At 37.9% G+C, this 22681-nt stretch carries 26 protein-coding genes; all 26 read right to left on the bottom strand.

All coding sequences use genetic code 11. The features are described from left to right. Window positions 1–232: 232 nt before the first annotated feature. The 26 genes from ACTYA4_RS18090 to ACTYA4_RS17965 all read right to left on the bottom strand — a co-directional run bounded on the left by ACTYA4_RS18090 (window position 233) and on the right by ACTYA4_RS17965 (window position 22570). Window positions 233–388 (bottom strand): XkdX family protein, encoded by a 156-nt coding sequence (locus ACTYA4_RS18090; RefSeq protein WP_443481673.1) that lies wholly within the window; start codon window positions 386–388, stop codon window positions 233–235. Beyond that, window positions 388–729 (bottom strand): YomQ N-terminal domain-containing protein, encoded by a 342-nt coding sequence (locus tag ACTYA4_RS18085; protein WP_443481672.1) that lies wholly within the window; start codon window positions 727–729, stop codon window positions 388–390. Before ACTYA4_RS18085 ends, ACTYA4_RS18090 begins: the two co-directional genes overlap by 1 nt. Window positions 730–743: 14 nt before the next feature. After that, window positions 744–3713, bottom strand: a complete 2970-nt coding sequence (locus tag ACTYA4_RS18080; protein WP_443481671.1) for a pyocin knob domain-containing protein — start codon at window positions 3711–3713, stop codon at window positions 744–746. Between the two features lies 1 nt (window position 3714). After that, on the bottom strand, window positions 3715–4269 hold the full coding sequence (locus ACTYA4_RS18075) for a phage tail protein I (RefSeq protein ID WP_443481670.1): 555 nt from the start codon (window positions 4267–4269) through the stop codon (window positions 3715–3717). Further along, window positions 4262–5371 (bottom strand): baseplate assembly protein, encoded by a 1110-nt coding sequence (locus tag ACTYA4_RS18070; protein ID WP_443481669.1) that lies wholly within the window; start codon window positions 5369–5371, stop codon window positions 4262–4264. Before ACTYA4_RS18070 ends, ACTYA4_RS18075 begins: the two co-directional genes overlap by 8 nt. Next, complete coding sequence (locus ACTYA4_RS18065; protein ID WP_443481668.1) at window positions 5358–5666, bottom strand: hypothetical protein; 309 nt, start codon at window positions 5664–5666, stop codon at window positions 5358–5360. The genes ACTYA4_RS18070 and ACTYA4_RS18065 overlap by 14 nt, the downstream gene beginning before the upstream one ends. 5 nt (window positions 5667–5671) lie before the next feature. Then, the gene (locus ACTYA4_RS18060) at window positions 5672–6334 is read right to left on the bottom strand and encodes a phage tail protein (protein WP_443481667.1); all 663 of its coding nucleotides are present in this window, start codon (window positions 6332–6334) and stop codon (window positions 5672–5674) included. Between the two features lie 13 nt (window positions 6335–6347). Beyond that, window positions 6348–6542 carry a hypothetical protein gene (locus ACTYA4_RS18055; RefSeq protein WP_443481666.1) on the bottom strand — a complete coding sequence of 65 codons (195 nt, stop codon included), beginning with the start codon at window positions 6540–6542 and terminating at the stop codon, window positions 6348–6350. A 1-nt stretch (window position 6543) separates the two neighbouring features. Beyond that, window positions 6544–7542: a phage late control D family protein gene (locus tag ACTYA4_RS18050; RefSeq protein ID WP_443481665.1), complete on the bottom strand. Its 999-nt coding sequence runs from the start codon at window positions 7540–7542 to the stop codon at window positions 6544–6546. Next, window positions 7514–7789, bottom strand: a complete 276-nt coding sequence (locus tag ACTYA4_RS18045; RefSeq protein WP_443481664.1) for a tail protein X — start codon at window positions 7787–7789, stop codon at window positions 7514–7516. The genes ACTYA4_RS18050 and ACTYA4_RS18045 overlap by 29 nt, the downstream gene beginning before the upstream one ends. Continuing rightward, a complete protein-coding gene (locus tag ACTYA4_RS18040) occupies window positions 7786–11835 on the bottom strand; it encodes a phage tail tape measure protein (RefSeq protein WP_443481663.1) in 4050 nt (1349 codons plus the stop codon). The genes ACTYA4_RS18045 and ACTYA4_RS18040 overlap by 4 nt, the downstream gene beginning before the upstream one ends. A 121-nt stretch (window positions 11836–11956) precedes the next feature. Beyond that, the gene (locus tag ACTYA4_RS18035; protein WP_443481662.1) at window positions 11957–12277 is read right to left on the bottom strand and encodes a hypothetical protein; all 321 of its coding nucleotides are present in this window, start codon (window positions 12275–12277) and stop codon (window positions 11957–11959) included. A gap of 13 nt (window positions 12278–12290) precedes the next feature. After that, window positions 12291–12806 carry a phage major tail tube protein gene (locus ACTYA4_RS18030; RefSeq protein WP_443481661.1) on the bottom strand — a complete coding sequence of 172 codons (516 nt, stop codon included), beginning with the start codon at window positions 12804–12806 and terminating at the stop codon, window positions 12291–12293. A gap of 16 nt (window positions 12807–12822) precedes the next feature. Continuing rightward, window positions 12823–14268 carry a phage tail sheath family protein gene (locus ACTYA4_RS18025; RefSeq protein WP_443481660.1) on the bottom strand — a complete coding sequence of 482 codons (1446 nt, stop codon included), beginning with the start codon at window positions 14266–14268 and terminating at the stop codon, window positions 12823–12825. Window position 14269: 1 nt separating this feature from the next. Then, window positions 14270–14593: a hypothetical protein gene (locus tag ACTYA4_RS18020; protein ID WP_443481659.1), complete on the bottom strand. Its 324-nt coding sequence runs from the start codon at window positions 14591–14593 to the stop codon at window positions 14270–14272. Further along, window positions 14586–15083 carry a hypothetical protein gene (locus ACTYA4_RS18015; protein WP_443481658.1) on the bottom strand — a complete coding sequence of 166 codons (498 nt, stop codon included), beginning with the start codon at window positions 15081–15083 and terminating at the stop codon, window positions 14586–14588. Before ACTYA4_RS18015 ends, ACTYA4_RS18020 begins: the two co-directional genes overlap by 8 nt. Next, entirely contained in the window at window positions 15083–15640 is a 558-nt protein-coding gene (locus ACTYA4_RS18010; protein ID WP_443481657.1) for a phage tail protein, read from the bottom strand. Before ACTYA4_RS18010 ends, ACTYA4_RS18015 begins: the two co-directional genes overlap by 1 nt. 11 nt (window positions 15641–15651) lie before the next feature. Next, window positions 15652–15978 (bottom strand): hypothetical protein, encoded by a 327-nt coding sequence (locus ACTYA4_RS18005; protein WP_443481656.1) that lies wholly within the window; start codon window positions 15976–15978, stop codon window positions 15652–15654. Further along, on the bottom strand, window positions 15975–16148 hold the full coding sequence (locus tag ACTYA4_RS18000) for a hypothetical protein (protein ID WP_443481655.1): 174 nt from the start codon (window positions 16146–16148) through the stop codon (window positions 15975–15977). Before ACTYA4_RS18000 ends, ACTYA4_RS18005 begins: the two co-directional genes overlap by 4 nt. Window positions 16149–16159: 11 nt before the next feature. After that, window positions 16160–16495, bottom strand: a complete 336-nt coding sequence (locus ACTYA4_RS17995; RefSeq protein ID WP_443481654.1) for a DUF2190 family protein — start codon at window positions 16493–16495, stop codon at window positions 16160–16162. A 22-nt stretch (window positions 16496–16517) separates the two neighbouring features. Then, on the bottom strand, window positions 16518–17981 hold the full coding sequence (locus ACTYA4_RS17990) for a phage major capsid protein (RefSeq protein ID WP_445505777.1): 1464 nt from the start codon (window positions 17979–17981) through the stop codon (window positions 16518–16520). A 1-nt stretch (window position 17982) separates the two neighbouring features. Further along, on the bottom strand, window positions 17983–18588 hold the full coding sequence (locus ACTYA4_RS17985; protein ID WP_443481724.1) for an HK97 family phage prohead protease: 606 nt from the start codon (window positions 18586–18588) through the stop codon (window positions 17983–17985). Next, window positions 18572–20011 carry a phage portal protein gene (locus ACTYA4_RS17980; RefSeq protein WP_445505776.1) on the bottom strand — a complete coding sequence of 480 codons (1440 nt, stop codon included), beginning with the start codon at window positions 20009–20011 and terminating at the stop codon, window positions 18572–18574. Before ACTYA4_RS17980 ends, ACTYA4_RS17985 begins: the two co-directional genes overlap by 17 nt. A gap of 5 nt (window positions 20012–20016) precedes the next feature. Continuing rightward, complete coding sequence (locus ACTYA4_RS17975) at window positions 20017–20232, bottom strand: DUF6148 family protein (RefSeq protein ID WP_443481651.1); 216 nt, start codon at window positions 20230–20232, stop codon at window positions 20017–20019. Between the two features lie 12 nt (window positions 20233–20244). Beyond that, a complete protein-coding gene (locus tag ACTYA4_RS17970) occupies window positions 20245–22074 on the bottom strand; it encodes a terminase gpA endonuclease subunit (RefSeq protein ID WP_443481650.1) in 1830 nt (609 codons plus the stop codon). After that, window positions 22052–22570: a hypothetical protein gene (locus ACTYA4_RS17965; protein WP_443481649.1), complete on the bottom strand. Its 519-nt coding sequence runs from the start codon at window positions 22568–22570 to the stop codon at window positions 22052–22054. The genes ACTYA4_RS17970 and ACTYA4_RS17965 overlap by 23 nt, the downstream gene beginning before the upstream one ends. Window positions 22571–22681: the final 111 nt, after the last annotated feature.

Below are 22681 nucleotides of genomic sequence, written 5' to 3'. Positions count from 1 at the left end.
AATGAACCAAAATGAACTGATAAATATGAAGCTATTAAATTTGCACTTAAATGACCGCAGTAAGGGAAGCTAATCGGATTATTTTTATTCAATTCATTTATACAATACATATATAAAAAGTACATGTAATCCCATTCTATCATTTCGCAAAATTCTATATAGCTCACATTTACACCTCCTATTTTTTTACTTTTAGTATATCAAATATTAAGTTGAAGACATAAAAATACGCCTATTCAGCGTTTATTTGTTCTACTGCATATTCATTACCTGTGATATCTTTAAACTGTATGTCGGTAATTTTCTTACACTCAACTGCTTTTATCACCTGTTCTTCAGTCCAATATCCTTTCTCATAATAAGACTTAATCATTTTATACCAATTCATTACAACACCCCTTTTTCCATTAGTGCAAACATTAAATCTGCATAACTATTTTCTGCTATATCTAACTTATCTTGAACAGACATAAGTTCAAATGCTAATTGTGCATTTTGTTCGTCTACACTTACCGGTTTTTCTGTTTGAGGAGTTATCATAATTGTTATTTCTTCTTGGGAAGCTCCCTCAATCCATTCTCCATCAATAAATTTTGGTTTGTAATATGTTTTACCATCTTTGTACGATGGGAGGATATCTGTGCTATTTTCAGGTATTTCTTCACCTTCTTGAATTAAAACAATTCTATCTAAAAAACCGTCTTGATCAAGAATGAAATATTGTTTCATAATTATCCTCCTTTTTAGTCTATTCTAACAAAACAATCAAGAGCCCATATAATCGAAGATGCAAAGTTACCGTCATCAATACTATTGAATCCCCACCAACCATCAGAATATAAAGTAGCCCTTCCTTGTTTCGCCAACCAGTCGCCTCTAGCTGTGATTGTATACGGTATATTTCTAGGGGGAATACCTGCATCCGGTAATCTAAAATAAACATTTGGACTCGTACAATTTGTAATCTCACCCCGCAATTGAAGAAATTTTGCCCATCCGACATTTAATATCCTATATTGACAATCACCAACTGGTTGTCCTTCACCATTAGTGATAAATAAATATTGCCAACCACTGTCTGTAATTTGAGCAAGTTCAACCCATGGTGTCCATTGTCCAGTAGTATTTACAAAGTTTCTCATATATTTTCTGCTTGATACATCATGAGTAAATTCTTGAATTACACCCGTTCCAATAACTGAAACTCTCAAATGTCCCCACATATTAGGCATTGGCGCATCGTTGACGTTTAAGCAATAATACTCTCCAGTTTGTTTTGCGTTATTTATTCCTGTATCTGCAATAACTTTACCTGTTCCATCATCTTGTGTCAGTTTATAGTTTTGTGTAATAGCTTTTAATGCATCTACTTTTGCTTGTGAATCAGATTGTATATCAGTAAAATCCTTACCATCTACCTTGTCAGCATCTAATCCAGAACCAGAACCAACATTACCTGCATGCCATATTTTCTTATCACCTTTTGCATACATATCTCCTTTTGCATAAACGTCACCAACTCTTGCATTTACTGAAAATGCTGGAACTCCCTGAGCAACAGCTTGACCAGATATAGTTGGTGAAACACTGAAACCATACCAAGTTTGAACTGCAATATTATTTAATTTGCTAAGCCCAGCATAATCTGATCCACCAGTAACAGCATTCCCAGCAGTTTTGTTTGCTGGAGTTGAACCACTAGAAACACTTGTGAAACTCAAGCCATTGTTTTGTGAAGTTATAGATAAATCTCCAGATATAGAATCTCCTGTTTTAGCTACACTTGCATTCTTTGCATTTATTTCCGCTATGTTAGCTTTTGATTGTGCACCAGTTGTTGTTTCTATGGTACTCCAAGCAGTCCAAGCACTATTTCCATCATGCCATGTTCTAAAACTTAAAGTTCCCGTATTCTTTTGTTGATGAATCTGAAAATTTCGTGAGACACTTTCATAAAAAGTAACAACTACACCATAACTATCTGGATACCCTGTTTGACCAGCTAGTGACGTAATAGTTAATCCCGTGGGATATGTTGTGATAGAATCTGTGGCATTTTTTGCGGCTAACTTTGGATATATTCCTTTTTGTGCAAGTTCTAAATATCCTGTTAAAGTTCCGCCTGCTATTGGCAAACTAGCATTCTTAGCATTTGTTTCTGCTGTATTGGCTTTATTTTGAGCTCCAGTTACAGTTTCACTTTCTGCCCATGCAAACCATGAAGATCCATTGTACGAACGTGTAAAAAATCTTGATGTAGAGTAATCAATATAATATTGTACAGGTCTGTTTTGCCTATTAATATGAATGATAGCTCCACCAGTTCCACTTATTGGTTTATTAGCTGTTGCAGAATCAGTCATATAAAAACCAGTTGGTGTATTTGAATCTAAACTGTTCATATCAGTTAAAGAGTTATTTGATACTGTTCCTAGTCCAAAATTTTTAGCAAAATCAATTGCTGTATTTTTTGCTGCATCTGCTTTTGCTTGTGCACCAGAAGTAGTTTCGATTTGAATCCAATTACCCCAATTGCCAACTAGTTTTTGTCTCATATACATATTTCCGCTTAAATTAGTATCTAAGAATATTTGTACACAAGAAACTGCATCATAAACATCAACAATGACATACCCTTGTGGTTTCGGTCCGTTTTGAAGATTTCCACCTTTATAAAAACCACTTTCTTTATCTAAACCGTTTAAATCTAGGTTATCTATAGGTTTCCCCACAGCACCTATACCGAAAGTTTTAACAAAATTAATCGCATCATTTTTAGCTACATCTGCTTTCGCTTGCGCTCCAGCAGTTGTTTCGATCTCTGACCATCCACTCCACTTTTTTTCAGCGTCTCTATAATTTCTAAATGATACTTTATTAGCTCCTGCATCAGATAAAACTGCATACTGAAAAATTCTATTAACGTCATCATTTATAGTCGTAATTATACATAAATCGTATGGATATCCATCTTGAACTCCAGTACTTGTAGAACTAACTGTAACACCCTTTGGATACAATGTTCCTGGAATACTAGCTGCTCGGTAAGCAGTCTTATTTATTTGTTCGGATGTAACATTATGTGGATTGGTTTTGTTTCCAACATGGCTATTAAACTCCGCTTTCGTAGCTTGCTGAAAGTTGTCTAAATTACCTAGTCCCACTTGGGATTTTGTAACGTTGTGCGGGTTGTTTTTGTCGTTTTTATGATTGTTAATATCTGTTTGTACGATATTTATCTTGCTATCAGATTCTGCAATTGTTTCATAGATAAGACTTTTTTCAATAGATGCAGTAATATTTGCCCCGGTTCCCACAACTATAATTAGGTCCACTATTTTTTCAATAACATCTGCACTATTTGATCCAGCAGGGATATATTCTGCCGCTTGTGCATACCCATAACAATATAAAATTTCTATATTATTATCTGGATCTAATGCATATATACCCACCTCTTTCCAATAAAAACCGTTAGTGATATCTTGGTTGGAAAGTACTGTACCAACTGTTACCTTTCCATCCAGCATACTTTTAAATTTAGTAATAGGTAATGATTTTACTTCGTTTGCCATCACTTCAACATTCACAATAGGTCCACTTATATCACCGTTACCGATACCAATCCGAGTAAATTTTAATATTTTCCCTGTTTGTACTCGTCCTTGTAGATTTATTCCCTTTTTTGTTAAGACTAATCCTCCAAAACTCATGTTAAATCACCTGCTTTATTGTTAATTTCTCACCGATATGAACAGCTCCAGCAAAGTTTAATGGAAGATTTTCTGTTGCTATTATTTCTACTTTTTCTAAACGAGCAGTTTTTCTTTTTACAGAATCAACTACTCTAGTAAATTGCAGCGCTCTTTCAGTTGTTACAGATGGATTATTTGTTACAACCTTAAAAGTAAATGGTTGCCCTCCGTACTCAAACCATTCAACAACCTGTCCATCCCCAAATATTGTCGTAATTAAGTCCTCAACAGCGCCTTTTGTTCCTTTTGATCGATGAAAAAAGAGAGCCTTTTTTATCAGCTCTCGTTTTGTTTCAACTGGTAATGATGTATCGTAAAAGTCCACATGTTCCTCAAATGCTCTAAGATCTAATAACTTTTCTGGAATCTCGTTTAAAGGATCGAGAATTTCAGTTTTATTAAAAACATACTTGAGAATTTCAGTAATTGCTTTTGCCATCGCTTGATCTTCTTTGCTTTGAATTAAATTAGGAGGAAGGATTTTTAGTAATGACATATTCATCAAATCATTCATCTATCAAACCTCCATAATTCAAAAGAACATTGCCTGGCCAAGCCACCTGGTTCTTTTCTATTTTCTTGAATTGCTCTGAATTTATGATTATTCTACTTATCCCTGCATTTTTTAAACGAGCAATTAATTCACTTGCATCAATGCTTCTCCCTAACTTGCTTTTTTGCCACAAGATGTATTCATCACACACCTCCTGCACAATCTCTTGCATCTGTACTTGGAATCCATCTTTATCACTAGTTAAGTAGTAAGTGATGTCAATATCATAATTGACGATACCTGGTTTTGAGACAAGCAGTTTATCAGTCAATGGACGAATATATTTATCATTACACTTATTAAAAACAAGATTCAGTATTTCAACAGAAGGTAACTCACCGTTTTTCAACAACGGCACAATCTCTACAACTCCGTCTGAAGGACTTAAGACTTGTACATCTGAAATAGCTTGGTGAGTTGACCGAACATGATATTTATAACCTTCTTCAGGTCCCGCAGTAGAATACCTTTCATTCGACTGCTGAATCCTTTCAGCATATCGATCATCATCTTCCCAATCAACCCCACCGTCAGACTTCACAATATTATAAGCTTTTGACACCCACGGAAGTGGGTCCACAATATTTGTGATTTGGCCAGGAAGATAACCATTTCCAATAGTGCCCGCGTCTTCACAAGTTGCTGCAACATCAACGTATGTAGCACCTAGTTGAATTGTTGTATCAGCATCCATTGCAAAGTTTAATTCATTCACAGAAACCCTTGAACCTTTTGGAATAATGAACATTTCGGGATTACTTACCTCAAAACGAATGGTTGTTATTGCTGCCTGCGGTTCTAATCTTGAAACCTTTTTTTCAACGCCTATATGTTCCAAGAAGTCATCAACTGCATAAGCGAGAGACGTTTGTTTCCCCGTGTAATCAATGTTATTTACGATTAAAGTTGCCATATAAACAACAGCTTGTAAAAATTTACGTCGTGGGTCTGCATCGCTGAGAGATGTATTCATTAGCTCTTCATATTTCGACAATCCAATAATCTCTAATTCCTCAGCGTCCACATCGACAAAATCGATGTCCGGTAGATTAAATCGAACCATCGGCTAACACCACCTTCACTATCGGAGATAGTTTCGCCGATAATGGATCTTCTTCATAACGAATTTCTTCCACAATAATTTCGGGAATATTGGATTCCAAATAATCTATAATTTGAGAAGACGTTCTTACTTGGGCGTATCCCATCGGATCATCAACCGGAGGAATTATCCCTGCATTACGATCCATCGGACACGTTCCCCATATAGTAGTAAGAGCAAACCTTACATTTTGTAATGTAGCAGCTACACCCGTAGCACCAAAATCTATTTTTTGTAGGACGGATACTTCGTACATTTCTTTCACCCTTTCTTAAATGTTACATAGGCAGATGATGCGGAACAGTATTTACTTCCGCCGAGGTCATACCATCCATTTTTTGTTCCATACACAGTAAACTTTTGATTCTTTCTTAATACCTTGACTATTTTTCCGTTAATCGAAGGTGAAGAACGACAATTTAACATGCCCACTTTAATGGTTATTGTCCCTTTAGATTTTCTTTTAGAAGCCTGCTGCCTTTTTTTCTTTTTTGGTTTAGCTTTGGACCTCTTTTTAACTATTGATTTTTTGGGATACTCTTCCATGCTAACGTCCACAGAAACAATTAATAGATTCCCTCTATTATCTATGTGCTTATTAGATTCTTTTAAACCAATAATTCTCCACTGGTTTTTAGAAACAGATTTATTACCTAATATAAACGTAGATATTTTACCTGTATCTCTAAAAGAACGGAGTTTGTCCAACTCTTTTTCAGGATTTACTCCTTGATAGACAGACAACACAATTGTCATACTGAACTGTTCTAGTCCGGGGCCAATAAATTCAGGAATCGGTTTACGGCCGATGATATTATGGTTTTCCCACCGTGCTGCGCCTTCTCTTTGACTTTCATTAAACGTTAATATTTTTTTACTCTTTACTTCAAAAGCAACACCTGCAAATGAGCCTATAATAGCCATGATGTCACTCCTTTTAATATTTACCTAAAATAAAACCGGTTTTGTCAAAACATAGACAAACAACTGGATCTTTCACCTTGGGCATCCAGTCATCTCCTCGATCCAAAATAAAAAGATCACCTGAAACAACATTTTCACGGTTGCTCCAAATGACCTTTGCTGTTTTATTTGTAGTGGAAACAGAAGATACAACACCGATATCTAACAATTTAATACCCCCTTAGACACTTCCTCAATTCCAAAGACGTTGTGGTAGATTTACCGCCTGATGACGTTATGCTAGTGATAATATATTTGCCGTTAAATGTACCAAACTCAGATAGATCAACCGTCATACCAGCGTAATAATTAACGTATCCTCTCATAATTAAATACATTGTTATAGCATCTTTGTTTGCATTTCGTAAACGTGCCTTTGCACGCCGTAAAGCAGCTGCTTCATCCTTCACATCTTCTTGGACAATCAAGACTCTTTTTACTCCGGAAGGAGCATGCGGATCTGTAAAAGTATCACTATACGTTTTTTTCATATCTTTCTTTCGATATGTTACTTTGCAAGATTTATAAGTTCCGTGATTGCTTGTTTTACCTCTATACCTCAAGATACGAGAATCACTTCGTTTAATTGTTTGTTTACTCGGCTTTACTTCGTACACCGACTCGTCAAAAATGATAATTTGCTTGTTTGATATTTTAAAAGCAAGCCCATCATCCTCGCACAGTTCCATTAAAAAGGCCACGTCCGATTTACCAGCTTGCTCTACACGATCATATTTAATGGGTTCATCAACATCGTAAACTAATTTTAATCGATTCCGGTGGGCAATATCACCAGCTACTTTTTTTAAGGTTACTTTTTCCCACGCCCGCTGCCTTCCTTCTTCTCGCATAGGTGAAGAATCCGGAACAGATATTCCTCGAATAGTCGCTTCACTGGGCGGACCTTCAACTTCTAATTCATCGATTTCAAACAAACCTTTTGAATACACCATTTTTCGATTATCTCTATTAACGATAGATGCTTTAATTGTTGACCCTTTTCTTGGTGTCCATGATCCCATCCATAAATGTTGTGTATCTTCTAATGTAATGTCTACATCGTCTGCTGATCCGCTAAGGTTGTCTGTATAAGACCATTTTTTAATTTTTGTAGCAAGTGGAATATTTTTATAAGTGACTTCAAGTGTTATCGTCGGTGTCTTCTCCATCTTCTTCACCTTCCAAATCTGCACTTATATCATCCGCATCTTCTAATAACCAAGGCGGCAAGTCTTCAGTTTCTTCTTCCTGATCTACTTCAGAAATATTTAACACAATTCCAGCTTTAAAAATAATGGTTAAACGGTGTTTCTGATTCGCTTCTAACAAAACAGGGAGCATATACTCGCTCCCATACATGTCCAAAGCTATTTTGTCCCAAGTGTCACCGTGCTTTGTGGTATAAGTTTTCATCATCTAAAAGACTTCCTTCTTCTCTGACTTTCGTACTGCCTCATTTGTTCTTCGAATCGTGGTTTGTCTTCAGCTAGCACCTGGTGAATTTCTTCCCTGCTACTGTTACTAGCGTGGATGACAGGAGCATAAACAAAAGATTGTTGAGAATTATTGAGCTGCTGTGATAACTGCTGTGATCTATCAAATAGTTCAATTCTATTACGCTCTCTCCTTAACAGCTGAGTTCTGTTATTTTCCTGATTGAAAGTTTTTTGTCCTAATCCTAACAGTTCTCCAGTCTGTTGATACAAAGCAAGAGAACGTCTATCACCAGGTCTGATAGGTATGATTGATTCAGCATATCCAGCTTCAGCAACCATCCCAAGATGTGGTTGATCGAAAATTCCACCCTTTGCATGCATTTGTATCTTGGCCGTTTTCCCAGCTGTAAAGGAAGGAATACTTTGCAACTTAGATCCACTTTTCTCTTTGCTTTCTATATTTGTACTAATACCAAGCATCTCACCTGTCTGTTGATAAAGTGCTAAAGAGCGTTTATTACCGGGTATAATCGGAATAATCGATTCAGCATAACCCGCTTCTGCCACCATTCCTATGTGAGGCTGGTCAAAAATACCTCCTTGTGCATGCATATGGACTTGCGCTGATTTTCCGCCTGGTGATGTTGCTGAAATACTTGGTACTTTTGCCGAGTTAATACGGCTGGCTAAAGTATTTAAAGCACTTTTTACTGCTGCTGCACCTGTTTGGATGCCGTTTAAACTTGATACCCAACTTGCCGCTGCCACTAGCATTGACGACAATAAAGATCCATTTCCACTAATCGATGATGCTGTAGATTGCACCATACTAAAAGATGCTACTGCAACAGCAGACATTAATAACATTCCAGATAGCAAACTTCCATTAGTAATAATAGAGCTTGCTGTTATTTGTACACCTGCAAGTGGAACTATCCACCCTGGAGATTGGCTCATATATCCTGCCAATAATGCAGCACTTGCTACTGTGCTTTCGGAAATTGCCCCTAAATTTGCTAAAGGAAGTATCCAAGATGGAGCCTGTGACATATAAGCCGATAATAACGATGCATTTACTACAATGTTGTCAGCAATCGCTCCAATATTGCCTAGACTAGCAACATAACTTGGAGCTTGAGCCATTACAGCAGCTAATTGTGCAGCACTCATTACTAAACTATCGGTTATAGCTCCTAAATTCCCTAATCCTGCTACATAACTGGGAGCCTGCGCCATTACACCTGCAAGTATTGATGCATTTTCCACAATGTTATCTGTGAGTGCATCGATATTACCAAATCCAGATACATACTCCGGTGCTTGAGCAAACATATCAGCTAGTAGGGAAGCGTTCTCCACGATATTTTCAGATATTGCACCTATATTTGCTAAAGGCATTATCCATTCTGGTGCCTGAGCCATTACAGCAGCTAATTGAGCTGCATTTTCGTTTATTGTATTAATGGAGCCGTCAGCTACATTTGTAGCAGTCGTATTAGTTTGTAGTTGGCTGATTGGTTGATTAGCCGGAATACTTGTAGGTTGTTCAGAGCTTCCTCTAACAGCATCCACAGCTTTACCAGCAGCCCATTTACCGGCAATGTATCCACCTAAACCGCCAAGTAAACCTCCAATGGCTGTACCTACTCCGGGAAAAATTGCTGTCCCTATTGCAGCACCTGCACTTGCTCCTCCCCAACTTGCGCTAAGTCCTCCAGCAGACTCTGCAGTAGCTTTCACTTTATCTTTTGCTTTGTATATACTGAAGGCTTCTGTGGCGAGAGTTAAAGGTAATGCAGCTTTACTAAGCACTTTACCTGCTTTTCCTAATACACCTAATGTTCTACTTCCTTGATTACTGATTGAACGGCTTGCTCTAGTAGTATTATTCGTTACTTGAGTGGACGCTAATCTAGCGTTAGATGAATTATTGACAGTGCTGTATCTAGCTGACCTTGTTTGAATATTAGTGTTAGATGTTCGAGTGTTTGTAGTACCATATCGCCCAGATCTTGTTGTGACATTGGAATTTACAGAAGACGCTCTTCCTCTAACTCGATTATAAACTGCTGATGCACCCGCTGTTACTCCACGAGTTAAACCACGAACAGCTAATCCACGAGCTACTGGTCTAACTACAGCTCCAACAATGCCTCCGCGTGATGCTCCTCTAGCTAACCCCCTTGTACCTGCAGCTGCTGTAAGTCCACCAGTTAACGATTTAACTAACATAGACAGGCCTATTCCTTTTGCTAAAGTTCCTGCACCTTTTAATAATAATCCTCCTGTGAGTGCATTAGCAGCTACTCCTAGACCTATTGCAGATGCAACATTTCCATCCATCGCTTGTTCTATTGCTCCAGTTAATGAGGCTTTAAGGGCTGCTCCCCATGCTTTAACAGCAATTTCCGCTAGTTTCGTAAATATCGTATTGACAGCTTCTCCACCTGGACCATCTAGCCATTTTTCCATCGCATCTACTGCCGTGTCTAATGAGTAAGTGACCTTTTCGGAAAAGTCCATATTCTTAAACTTGGTGTATTTAGCTAATTTCTCTTGATAATCAGCTAGTGCTAATTCATTAGTAGTTCCATCTTTGACATCAAGCTTTGGTTTAACGGTAATGAAAGGCTCGAAAACATCTCCTAAACCTTTGCTAAGATTTTCACCAAACCTTTTCACATCATCCGTGTGTTCTCCAAAACTATCGGCCAAAGCAGTAGCAGCATTCTTCACAAGTGGTAAAGCACTTTCCGCTCCAATAATTTGCAAGGTTTCAAATGCACCGGACAATTGTTCAACAGCACCTGCTGCATTATCCATTTTCTTTTTGGCAACTTCTAGTGCTGTTACTTTAGACATTTCCTTATACATTTTTTCGATACCATCCGCGCCCTCTTTATAGAGGATATTAGCTGCACGAACAGCATCACTTCCAAATAAGTCAAAGAATGTAGCAGAACGCTCTTGATCACTTAATTTCTTAAATTTTTCATGTAAGATTCCAGCAACTTCTGCCATATCTTTTAGCTTACCATTTTTAAAGAAAATATTTTGTCCATCTTTTAATGTTAAGCCTAACTGATCAAATGCAGTCCTAGCTTTTTCAGTGCTTGGTTGGATATTAGATAAAAAAGTTTTTAACGATGTACCTGCATCTGATCCTTGCAAATTATTATTAGAAAATGCGGCCAAGGCTGCATTAGTTCCTTTAAAAGATAAGTTTAAACCGTCTGCAACTGGACCAACAGAAGCAAGTCCAAATTTTAAATCTATTAAGTCTGCACTAGAAGCATTGGCTGCACCGGCAAGAATGTTGGATGCATCCGCTGCTGACATGCCATCTTTTTTAAATCCGTTCAACGAATTCGACATTAGCTCTGCTGCATCTTTTAATTCCATGCCACCTGCAGTAGCTAAATTTAGTGCTGATTCTAGTCCTCCTGATTTAATAGTATCAGTAGACATTCCGCTTTTTGATAATTCTTCTACGCCTTGTGCGCTTTCTAGTGCGGAATATTTAGTTGAAGAACCTACATCTAATGATAGCTGTTTAATAGAACCTAATTCCTTATCACTCATGCCAGTAAGTGCTTGGATACTAGAAAGTTGTGACTCGAAATCCATTGCTTTTTTTACAGAACTAACAGCAGTAGCACCACCCGCTAAACCAATTGCCGCCGCGGGAATTGCTACTGCTGATTTCACTTGTTGAAATTTTTCAGATGCCGTTGAAGAAACAGCCGTTTTAATGTTCTGCTGTCTACTCTGAATTGCTTGTAATCGCTCTTGCTGTGCAATATTCCTGCTCAACTGACTGTGCAACCTTTGTTGAGCCCGAGTGTACTCTTGTAGCCCTATATTACCTTGCCTATACTCTCTGTCCAAGTTCCGCAAGCTTGTTTTTAAATCTGTTGCGTCTCTTTTTAACCCTTCCAACCTTCTGGAAGTAGAAGAAAAAGCATTGGTTAAACTGCTAGCCATGTTCCCAGTAATGTTAAAGGCAACGGTAAATGCTCTAGCCATTTTTAATCACCTTCTTTGGGAAACAGTTCTATTGTCGCATCCACTACTTCAAACAGCTCAGATAAAGGCAATGTTAGAAAATGTGGATACGGTGTATTCATTTTCGTTGAAAGCGCAATGGCTATTTTTCTAATGTCACGTTTTGTTCTTTCAACTGATCCGCATACTGTGTTTTCTCCAAGTTCCCGTGCAAAAAAACTCGTATAATGGACATCACCTCAAAAGCATCTGGCCCTTTTAAAGTGGCTAAATCATCTGGAATCATTTCTGCAGATTTTGCTGCTAATTGCATAATTCCTTTCGGTGTATTAACAGAATCCATGGATGGTAATTCTAATAACGCTTGTCCATCGATTTTATCTAAATCCAAATTAATTTTCTTAATTGTTTTCCCATCGATAGTAATCGGTGATTGCAGATCATAAATAATTACTTGTGACATAATTTTCTCCTCCTTATAGTCCTAATGCTTCTTTAACATCTTTTAAGTAGTCCACACCATTGAGTACAAATTTATAATTCGGCTTATCAATTTCAAGTTTTACTTTCCCAGCAACTTCTACCTTCAAATAAAGTACTTCTACTTCTGTAGATGTTTCATAGGCCTCGCCTTTTTTCATTTTTCCTAAGTCTAATTTTCCAGAAGTACCATGTATCACTACTCGCACCTTCTCAATACTATGGGCACCTAACTTAGGATCATATACTTGGTTAGCACCTCGGCAATCATATTGAACGACTTTCGGCTCCATATATGCAGCAGAAGAACCATTCAACGTCTTCCAGTTGATTGTTAGTTTGGAAGACTGTAAGTGTCCGATTACAGAACTTTCATACTCACCTGCAACTCCGGCGCCGGATACAGTTTGTTTCATTGATTCAAGCGATGGAAGTTGCAAATCTGCAACCCCCACCGTATGGTGTCCATTTCGATAAATTCTAAAATCATTTAAGAATTCAGGAATTTCCATTGTTTTTCCCCTCCAATTAAGCTACTAATGCTGCAAAATAAGCAACATCGTATTCAAGTTTAAATTCAATATCTTCTGCTGGTGTTGGCGCCCCTAGCGCAACGTGAAAAACTACTTTTCCATCTAAAAGATTTGTATCAGGATTGTCTTCTTTTCTAAATTCAACCCTTCCTCCGAGTAAAACGTCTGGAGTTAAACCATTCAGCCAAACATTCATGCCATCTACAAATGAATCAATTAATCGTCTATTTGTAGGGTCGTCCACATTAGACCAGAAGGATAAAATAATAGTGTTTCCTATCCAGTGGAACATTCTTTTTATTGGGATAAACACGTCCTTCACATCGTTGTTACTTGGGTATGCACTTGTTCTATTCCCCCATAACTTCATACCCCCGATAAAATTCAATCCAGTGATAATACCATTCGCATTTAAGTAATTAGCTTGAGCAAGATCTAGCTGCATTTCTTCCCCATTAATTACTAAGCTTTCTGCTTGTAATGATTTATTAGACGGACTTACATGTGGCGTATCCCCGTTTGCTGCATCTACTTGTGCCATTAATGCAGCAGCTTGTGACGAAAAATTATAAGTTCGAGACCCTAATTTTAAATCCGCATAAGTTGCTAATTGGCTCGGATTAACTAATGATTTTTCATTTTTATATTGTGGTGCTTTTGTGTACACATTTGCTACAGTATTATCGATATCAGCAATGCTGACAGCATTAAAAACACCATTGATTTTTTGCTGTTTAGCTCTCATTACTGCTGCAACAGTAGGATTTTTACTATACTTCGGAGCAATAATGATACCTGGCACCAACTGAAAGTTTGGAAAAACTGAGTTGACTAATTCCAAACCTGTATTTTTACCTGTTGCTGCATCGTATCCGCCGATAATATCGTTTTCTGTGACCATATCAGGATCTAAATAATCGTAAATCACTTTTAACGTTGCTTCATCATTTGTGATTTTTCCAGATTCTACTGTAGCCACTATTACCTTTCCTTCGTCATTAAAAGATAATGTGTAATCCTCATTAATTTTTATTTCTTCTAAAATACCGTCCACAGTGATTTTTACACTGTCTAGTAATATTCCAGTTCGATCAATTAGACCTATTCTACTAGTAGTTGTAATTGATTCAGGGGTTGTAACACTCTTTTTATGTTTGGCAGGATCTAACACGTTAACAAATACAACTGGAGCCACACCGAATAACTCAAAGTGAGTACTGATTACTTCGCTAAGTGTGTATTTTGCATAATCCAGTGAGTATCCTAATGCCTTTTTAGCTTCTGCAATAGAGAAAGCTAAAATCGGCTTATTGACTGCTGTTAAATCCCCCATATTAATTGGTGCGGTTCCAACAGCAACCGTTAAACCCGATGTTGCTTCTACAGGGGTTCCAATGCTTGTAGATTGTTCTGAATATCTAATTCCATGATTATAAACCAACTTACTTCACCGCCTTCATTTCTTCTTTTACTGCATGAAAAAACGCCTGCTCCGCACTACCTGTCTGAGACAAGCGTTGTTCAAACTCATTCAATTGACTAACTGGTATAAATAACTTTTCAATTGTCGGATACTTTTCTAAATCAATGTGATCAGGTACTCCATTCAAAAAAACAGCATGCTGAAACAGTACGCCACCTGGCAATGATGGACCACAATAAATAACTTGTTCTGAATCTTTCTTTGTTTCTTTTTTACTTGCAGTTTTATTAACTGTAGGTACAGGCTTTTGATTATTATTTTTCTGATTGCTCACTTCAGCCAAAATCAACATCTCCTTCAAATCTGATTGGTTGTAAATTATATTGGATATTCGAAAAACCTATCCAATAAGGATGCTCTTGTTCTTCCGGAATAACAGTGACATACGAGTCTTTTCTCATATTAAAAGATGCCATTAATTTATTTTTAACTAAATGTATCTTGATTCGGTTTAATAGATTCAATAAATCTAGATGGGCCTGCTGGACATCATCACAATGTATGCCTGCAATGATACGAACCTCTACAACGGGTGTCCCTTCTACCTCCCGTTCTTCCAAAAAGCGAATAACGACATGAGGATAATCTGCTTCTCTTTCTACTTCTTGCTGCTTTTTCATCCTTGATACAGGCTTTTCTTCCAAAAACTGAATGCTCACTTTAGGAACTTTTTCTTGTCCCTCACCAGTACTCATTCGAAAATCTTTAATTGCCTCTTTAATCTTGTCTTTTAGACAATCCATAAGCCCGATATTTGTTAAAAGATATTCCATTAGCCAGACCCCTCTACCGCTCTACTCAATTCATGATTTAAGCGCTCATCCAGCTTTTCTTGTGTTTTCTGTTCGACATATTGCGATACCGAATCACTCCCCAACATTTTGGGAATAGATGGACCATACTTTTCATTGATTGGCAATCTAGGCTTACCAACACGGGCAAAAACACCTGCATGACCACTCCCCATCCTGCCAACAAATGCACTTCCTAATGGACCACCAGCTCCTTTTTTTACAGCTGCTGTAATCGGCGTTTGTCGGCGTAGCTGAACGGATCTAGGAGATACCCGAAACGCATATAAAGGAATAACAGATCCTTTTGAGTTTATTTCAGCATGCAGGTTTCCAGGACTCGCTTTAGATATCCTGAATGTTTTTAAGACATCCCCATGCTTTACATAGTATTTCTCCCGTATTTTTCTTCCTGCTTCTGTTTTCGTGGTACTAGAAGCTCGATTAATCGCCCGAGATACAGCAACAGGCACTTTTTTCGGTGTCTCATGTAGAACGGCTTGTATCCTATCAAGATTCTCTACACTTACATTAATCAAGTCGTCACCTCCTAAGAACGATACGCGCTAATATGAATAGAAAGCATTCCATTATCTTCACTAGCAAAGTCGACCTTGTACTTTACTCCATCTAAAAAAATAGTCTCATCTGGTTCTGGCTTATCCATATCTTCGCATTTAATGTAAAGTGTTTTGCTCTCTACATAATTCGCTTGTGTCATATTATAAAGTTCGACTGGTACTCGTGATCGTTCTTTCACATCATCATCTTCTACAATAATGTCAATGACTACCCCATTAACGTTGTGTTCTTCCCCAAATTCATTATTGTTAAAGAACACTCCTAAATCCTTCTTTAACTGGTCTTTAAAGTTCATGCAGAAGGTTCCTTAGAATTTGTAGTTTTAGTTTTCTTTTCGGTATGAAGCACAGCTGACTTACTTTTAATAAATTTATCAGCCTGTTCTTCCGGACAAGAAAAAATACTTTCAGGTTCAATAATCACCCCATTAATAAAAACGGGTATTTTGGCTTTTAATATTTTCATAGAAAATCACCTCATCCAATTTTTACTCGAGCTATCGCTTTAGATGAAGCTTTTGCTTCTACTACCCAACCTGCATTAACAGCATCTACTGAATCCGTTGTTAAAGCATTGTTTTTCCAGTATACCGTTTGTCCTGCTGCAAAAGCTTCTGTTGTAACAGCTGGGATATCATATACACCGATTACATTTACGCTCCCAACAGCTCCTACAGGAATGTCACACCCCGCGATGCCGATTCTGGTTGTTAAAGGTACAACATCGTTTGCTTTAATTAACGTTGATCCACTATTTATAAAATCAATAGATTCCCCACGTTGAACATAAGAAGTTTGAGGATTATTTAACATAAGTTATTCCACCTTTCTCAAATTATTGGCCATTATTTTTAATGGCAGTCTTGTAATCTACAATTGTTACACCATAATCAATGTAAATATCCCACATATAGCCAAGTTGCCCAGCTGGTGGCTGCTTCATCACGATGGTTGGCATGTCAACACCATTCAAATAGTCTACTTGAATTGGGCTTCTTAATTGGTCAGCAGTCAAATACCACTCCTTTACACCATTCTCTGTTGCCTCATCTAATTCAGCATCACTGATAATGGTAAAGCTATTAAAGAATGGGTTAGGTATATTTGGATTTGTTTGTGCTGGATCCACGGAAGCACCAATTAATTGCCCTGCTTTTGTTTCAAGCGCTGTAGGAACCAACATAAATTTAGCAGGGATGTTTAACTTCACCTCTCCTCCTGCAGCTTTTTGATTTCTCATTTTGATTCTCATATCAGACAATGCTTCAACGGATGGCGCTGAACCAACACTTGAAATATTGCCATGATCTGATGAAAATAACTGTTTACCGTCCCAAATAGCCGGGTTTTTCGCAAGTAATTGATAAACTAAACGGTTTATACCTAATCGTGCTGATTGAGCGTACAAAGCAGGAATTGTGGAAATAAAGTCCACATCATCATTGATAAATGCCTGGCGTGACATCGTAAATTGACGACCAAATGTTAACAGCTGACGTTGCGGACCTGCTTCAGCATTTGGAGCATCATGCTTTAATTCGCCGTTTTCTGGCACAAGTAACAATTCCCCTGCAGTTCCAACTTGATACGTCTTAGTTGGACGGAAATCTTTTAAGGTTCCACGTTTCGTCCATAATTGGTATGTGGTAGACGCTTCAGTATAGGCTTTTTCAAAAACCGTTCTTGCTGTTTGGTCCATGATTCCTGTAAATAAGCTTGTAGGAGTCATATATTGACGTAAAAGCTCGTCGTCACTTAATCGAGATGCATTAGCAACCCCTTCTAAACGTAGTGTTTCTTTTGCTAATTCACGTAATGATAGGTTTCTTAGCTCTGTTGCGCCAGGTGCTGGCTTTTCAACTTGTAGACCTACACGTAAAGATAACCCGTCTTTTGCTGCAGCACGGAATTTATCCCCTTCATCCTGGATAATGCCTACACTAGATGGCTTCTTTTCAGCTATTTGCTTTTCAAGAATAAGTGCTCGAACTTCATCCAAGGACTTTCCTTCTTTGATGTATTCTTGAGCATCATATCCAAAACTTCTGCACAAACTATCAATATCAATAGTTCGCTGTCTCTCAGCTTCCATAGCCTGTCTTTGCAGATCTTCAACATTTACTGGTTCAGGTGTTCCTGAATTTCCAGTTAGTGTATTACTTGCACTAGCTCTAATTGCATCGATGCTTCTTTGTAGATTGTCAAATTCACTTTTCTCTGCTTCTGATAAATCCCTTTGTTGGACTTTAGCTGCGTTCACAATTGCTTGTTGTCTTGCTAACATTTGTTCTAATGTCATCTTATATGCCTCCTAAATAATTGCTGTTTAATTGAATTTGTCTAAAATAAACGGACAATGGTTCAGACCGCTCATTTGGCTTTTCATGATAACCTTCCATTTCTCTTCCCACTCCAACAGTGGCATCTGCTGGAATCGATACAATGGAAATTTCGTAAGGCAGCCATTTTAATGCAATACTGCACGGGCCAGTATGTTTTCCATCACTTGATGTTTTCCCTGCAGATACTTCCTCCCAGCTGTCCACACGATAACCAACACTAACACCTTTCAATGTGCTGCTTTTTACCTTTTGAAAGATAACATCACTAGCATCATCTTCATCAAAAGTTACTAATGCATGACCTCTTCCATCTTTTAACCAGGCATCATCAATTCTTCCAATAACTTTATTTCTGTCATGATTAAACAAAAGGCAGCCAATTTCTTTTAATCTACTAAGATCCATTGCGCCGTCATTATGGCTTAAAATTTCTATTCCAAACCAACGGGCATATGGCTCTTCACTAGAAAAACTTAATTCAACTTGCCTCTTTTCCTCATCCACAGCTCGGAGATTAATACTATAATCTCGGCTTAACGATAATTGTTTATTTTTTCGTTGCATCGTCACCAATATTCACCCCCTTCTGGCGCATATATTCTAATTCTCTAGCACGTTGATCAATAATTTCTTTCCAGTCTTGACCGGATGATGCAGCAATTTCAGCTAAAGTAGTTTGATTAGTATTTAAAGAAACCTTATTTGCATTTGCTTCTTTAATCGGATCAATCCACTTACTTCCAGGAGGTGTCCATTCATGCTGCATATATTTTTTCTTGTTAATCCAGAAATCTTTTATGGCAATTGCGCCGCTTAAAACTGCAGAAATTAAAAAAGTTTCATAGATTTCTGTTAACAGATGGTCCACAAAATATTGTTGCTCAATCTGATATGTTTTTTGATCTTCAAGAAGACCTTGACGGGCACTACTATAGTTCACCTGAGACATATCCCTTGCCGTTGCTTCATAGGAAATACCTTGGCCACTTCCTGTTAATCTTTGTTGTAATCGAACAAAGTCGGCTGCGCTCGCTCCTTGTGCTGGTGGATTAACCACGGATACATCATCACCTGGGTTTAATTCCATAATCATGCCTGGGCTAAGTGTTTTCCCTTCATAGCTAGCGTTGCTTTGTTTCCCCTGCCTGCCAATAGATCCGCCAGGCGTGGGACTTTGACGTCTAATAAATACAGACAAACAGGCAGCAACTCTTTCTTTCACGCTTACTGCCTCCATGTAAGAATTTACATCTTTAATTCTCGTAATGGTTGGAGACATTTCGGACATTTCTCTAATTTGAGAAGGTCGCTTTTTATTCCATAAAAAAATGACATCATCAGCTACAATTCTTTCGGATTTACCCGAATAGTAACCAGTGACATCATATTGCTTAAAATAGTATGCAATTGGACGATTGAATTCATTGTATTCAATGCCATTGACAATTCTTAAATCATTTCTGCCAGTTTGCATTGTGTCTAAATCGTCTACTTCACGAGTTTGTATAGAAAAGGGAACAACTCCGCCTTTTGTATATCTCTTGATAAAGACAATGCCTCCATCAATTTTTTTACGCCTAACAGCCATTCGACACATCGCACTAAAGCTTTGTTGAAAAGTTACATCACAATTTCTTGGTTTACACCATTCTTTCCAAAGTACCTCGATTTGCGTATTGAGCTCTTCATTATCTGTCTTTGCTTGCAGCTTAAAGCCGATTCCAACAATATTTCTTTCAAAAGCACCAACGATACTTTCCTGAATATCTGAGTTTCGTTCTAAATCCCTAGCCCTTGATCGAACAGTATTTCGATGAATCCAATCCGTTTGTTCTGCAGATGCATTTACTGTATTCCATCCAGCATTTAACCTGTCGTTTGCACCAGCATCATAACCTCTTAATTCTTCGTAACTTTTCCGCCATGCTTCACGTCTAAATGCAACACTTGGTGAGACAAAAGCTATCGCCTTTTCTAACCAATTCAAATTTATCACCTCCTATCAAAGACGCTCACAAACGTGTTGGATAACCCAGAGCTTTGATCATTTTCATAATTAATTTGATCCTGCAGTTCCTTTTGTCTTTTATAAAGCAAAGATAAATCTGCTCGTCTCAATCGCCTTGTGCCAATTTGATATTCTTGCCCACCAATTTCTATAGCAGTAATAGCTTCATTGATTTGCTGCAGCTGTTCTTCTAACGTCAATTTGCTCTCCTCCTAAAACCATTCTTTGTTTTTTAACCAGGCATCGTTGGCTTCCATAGCTTGTGTGTTCACTTGTGGAACTGGATCAGGCTCTTCTTCTTCCTGCATTAAATGAATATTACGAACATGTAAAACGTCCGCTGCAGCTAGAGCATAAACTTCTGTATCTAAATAATGATTGTCCGCATGGCTTGTTTTAGGGACCCATACTTGCGTTATTTTGCCGCCGCTGCCTTTACTATTTATTTTATGTTCAGCAGTAACTTGCTCCGCGTATTCTCGGTCACAATCTTTATATACCATCCAGGAACCTTGACCATTTGGCTTCCTCATTCTCGAGGCAATCATATCTTTATACTTTCCACCATCAACTAAGAGCAACCTTGTACCATGTGCATTGGATGTAGCTTTATTAATGGTACTAATTTTGAAATGAGCATAACCGCTTGCTACCCCTTTTACTGGTATGGCCCATTCACTATTCAATGCACAAAAATCATATACTTCATCCGTTTGGTCCCCTGAGTCAATTCCACACAAGTTAACCATAAATGCTTCACCATTTTTATTTCTATATTCGGCATTCATGACATTTTCTATTTCTCGAAAACTTAAAGCCTGCCCATGAGCAATATTTTGGCTAGTTAAAAACGTGCCCCATGCTCGAATTGTCCAATATAAACTTGTTTCTTGGACATCGACTCCACCTGTTAGCATTACCGCCCATTCAGGCACTTCAAATTCCTCACATTCTGTTTGCCTTTCCAGAACCATATCTGCATTCGTTTTTAATTTCGTGTCTTCCCACGGCTCAGCTAGCCATGAGTTTACAAAGTTCTGGAAAGCTTCAGGATCATCCTTTGTTCCTAGGAATTCTTTTGCAATCTCACTAAAACGGACAAAAGGAGAATATAAGGTGTTCATCCAATATGCAACTTTTCGGGGAAATTGTGTTTTCTGTTCAACAACTTCCCATCTTCCATAACGGAGCATTTGCTGCTTATGGTTATCCGTGATAATACAGCCACATTCTTGGCAAGCATAGTTTGCAAATTCAGCTCTGTCAGCATCACTCATGCCTTCTTTTTTTGGCCATTTGATTTGCTTGAATAACAATTCAATATATTCACCACAATGAGGACAAGGTACTCGAAAATGTTTTACGACATCAGCATTTTCTTTCGCCTTCCAAATATGCCCCGTTTTCAAAGTAGGAGTGGATGTTTGAAATATTTTTTTATTGTTGGTAAATGTTTTCGTCCTCTCTTTTGCCAGCTTGATAGGATCTGCTTCTTTTTTGCTTGCACCCGGATATTTATCCACTTCATCCAAAAACAAAAAACGAATAGGTTTACTGGCTAGTGATGAAGGTGAGTTGGCGCCGCTTAACGTGATGTACATTCCATCACACTGCAGCTCTAATTTACTCGAGGCATTTTTTTTGAATTTCTCTTTTAATTTACTCGAGTTTAAAAACATAGGCTGTATTCGATTTTCTGAAACACTTTCAGCCAGTGTATCGGTTGGATAAACAATCATTACCGGACCGGGATCCTGCATAACAATATAACCTAACATATTGTGAAGAGCTTCTGTCCCTCCAACCTGCGTAGGCTTTATAAAAGTGATTTCTTCAATTTCCGCGTTATTAAACTCATTCATAATATCAAGCAAATACGGAGTTATAGAGTTGCTCCACTTACCAGGAATGGCAGATGACTTTGCATCAAGATTTCTATATTTTTCAGCCCATTCGCTTACCAACAAATTCTCAGGAGGTCTTAAATATTTGAGTGGGTTAGTAATAAAATCTGGTAGTTTATTTTCTTTTCTTCTTTGCACTATAAACACCATCCACACTCATCTGCTCAAGTGCATCGTTGATTATTTCAGTTAAACCCTTTTCTATTCTCCTTGCTTCAATTGGCTCAACTAGGGATCCGATTTCTCCCGTTAATTTCCTTGGTAACGACATGGCTGATTTTTTAAAGATAAGAAAAAATCGAGACAACTCAATCTCGACTAATTCTCTCTCTATGTATTTTCCGTTTGCAATATCGGTATTTAACCTGGTCCTTTCTGATTGAGCTTCCTTGAATGCAACTTCGGCTTCGAGCTTTTTTTGTTGCAAGTTTACGGACTTGCTTACTTCGGAATCTCCACTGTACATTTCCCCTCTCCATTTGAGGATTAATTTCAAATCCCACCAGCCTCGGCTATGTTGAGTTAACCCTTGACGTTTCCAGTCAGTAAGCGTTCTGTCGCTGATTTCCAAAAGCTTGCATAATTCTTTTGTGGACAAAATAACTTTGTCATCTACCCTCTTATAACCATCCATAAATCCACCCCCATTTCCGAAGTTCCGAAGTTAAATTTTTTTATAATATCGAGCCAAATCCCGGGAGTCGACAGCCCCGCATGGAGGCACCCCCGTCAGAAGGACCCGAAG

Source organism: Niallia yueguangensis (assembly GCF_052663115.1).
Note: the sequence above shows the minus strand (reverse complement) of the source record. Positions and strands in the feature narration are given on the sequence as shown.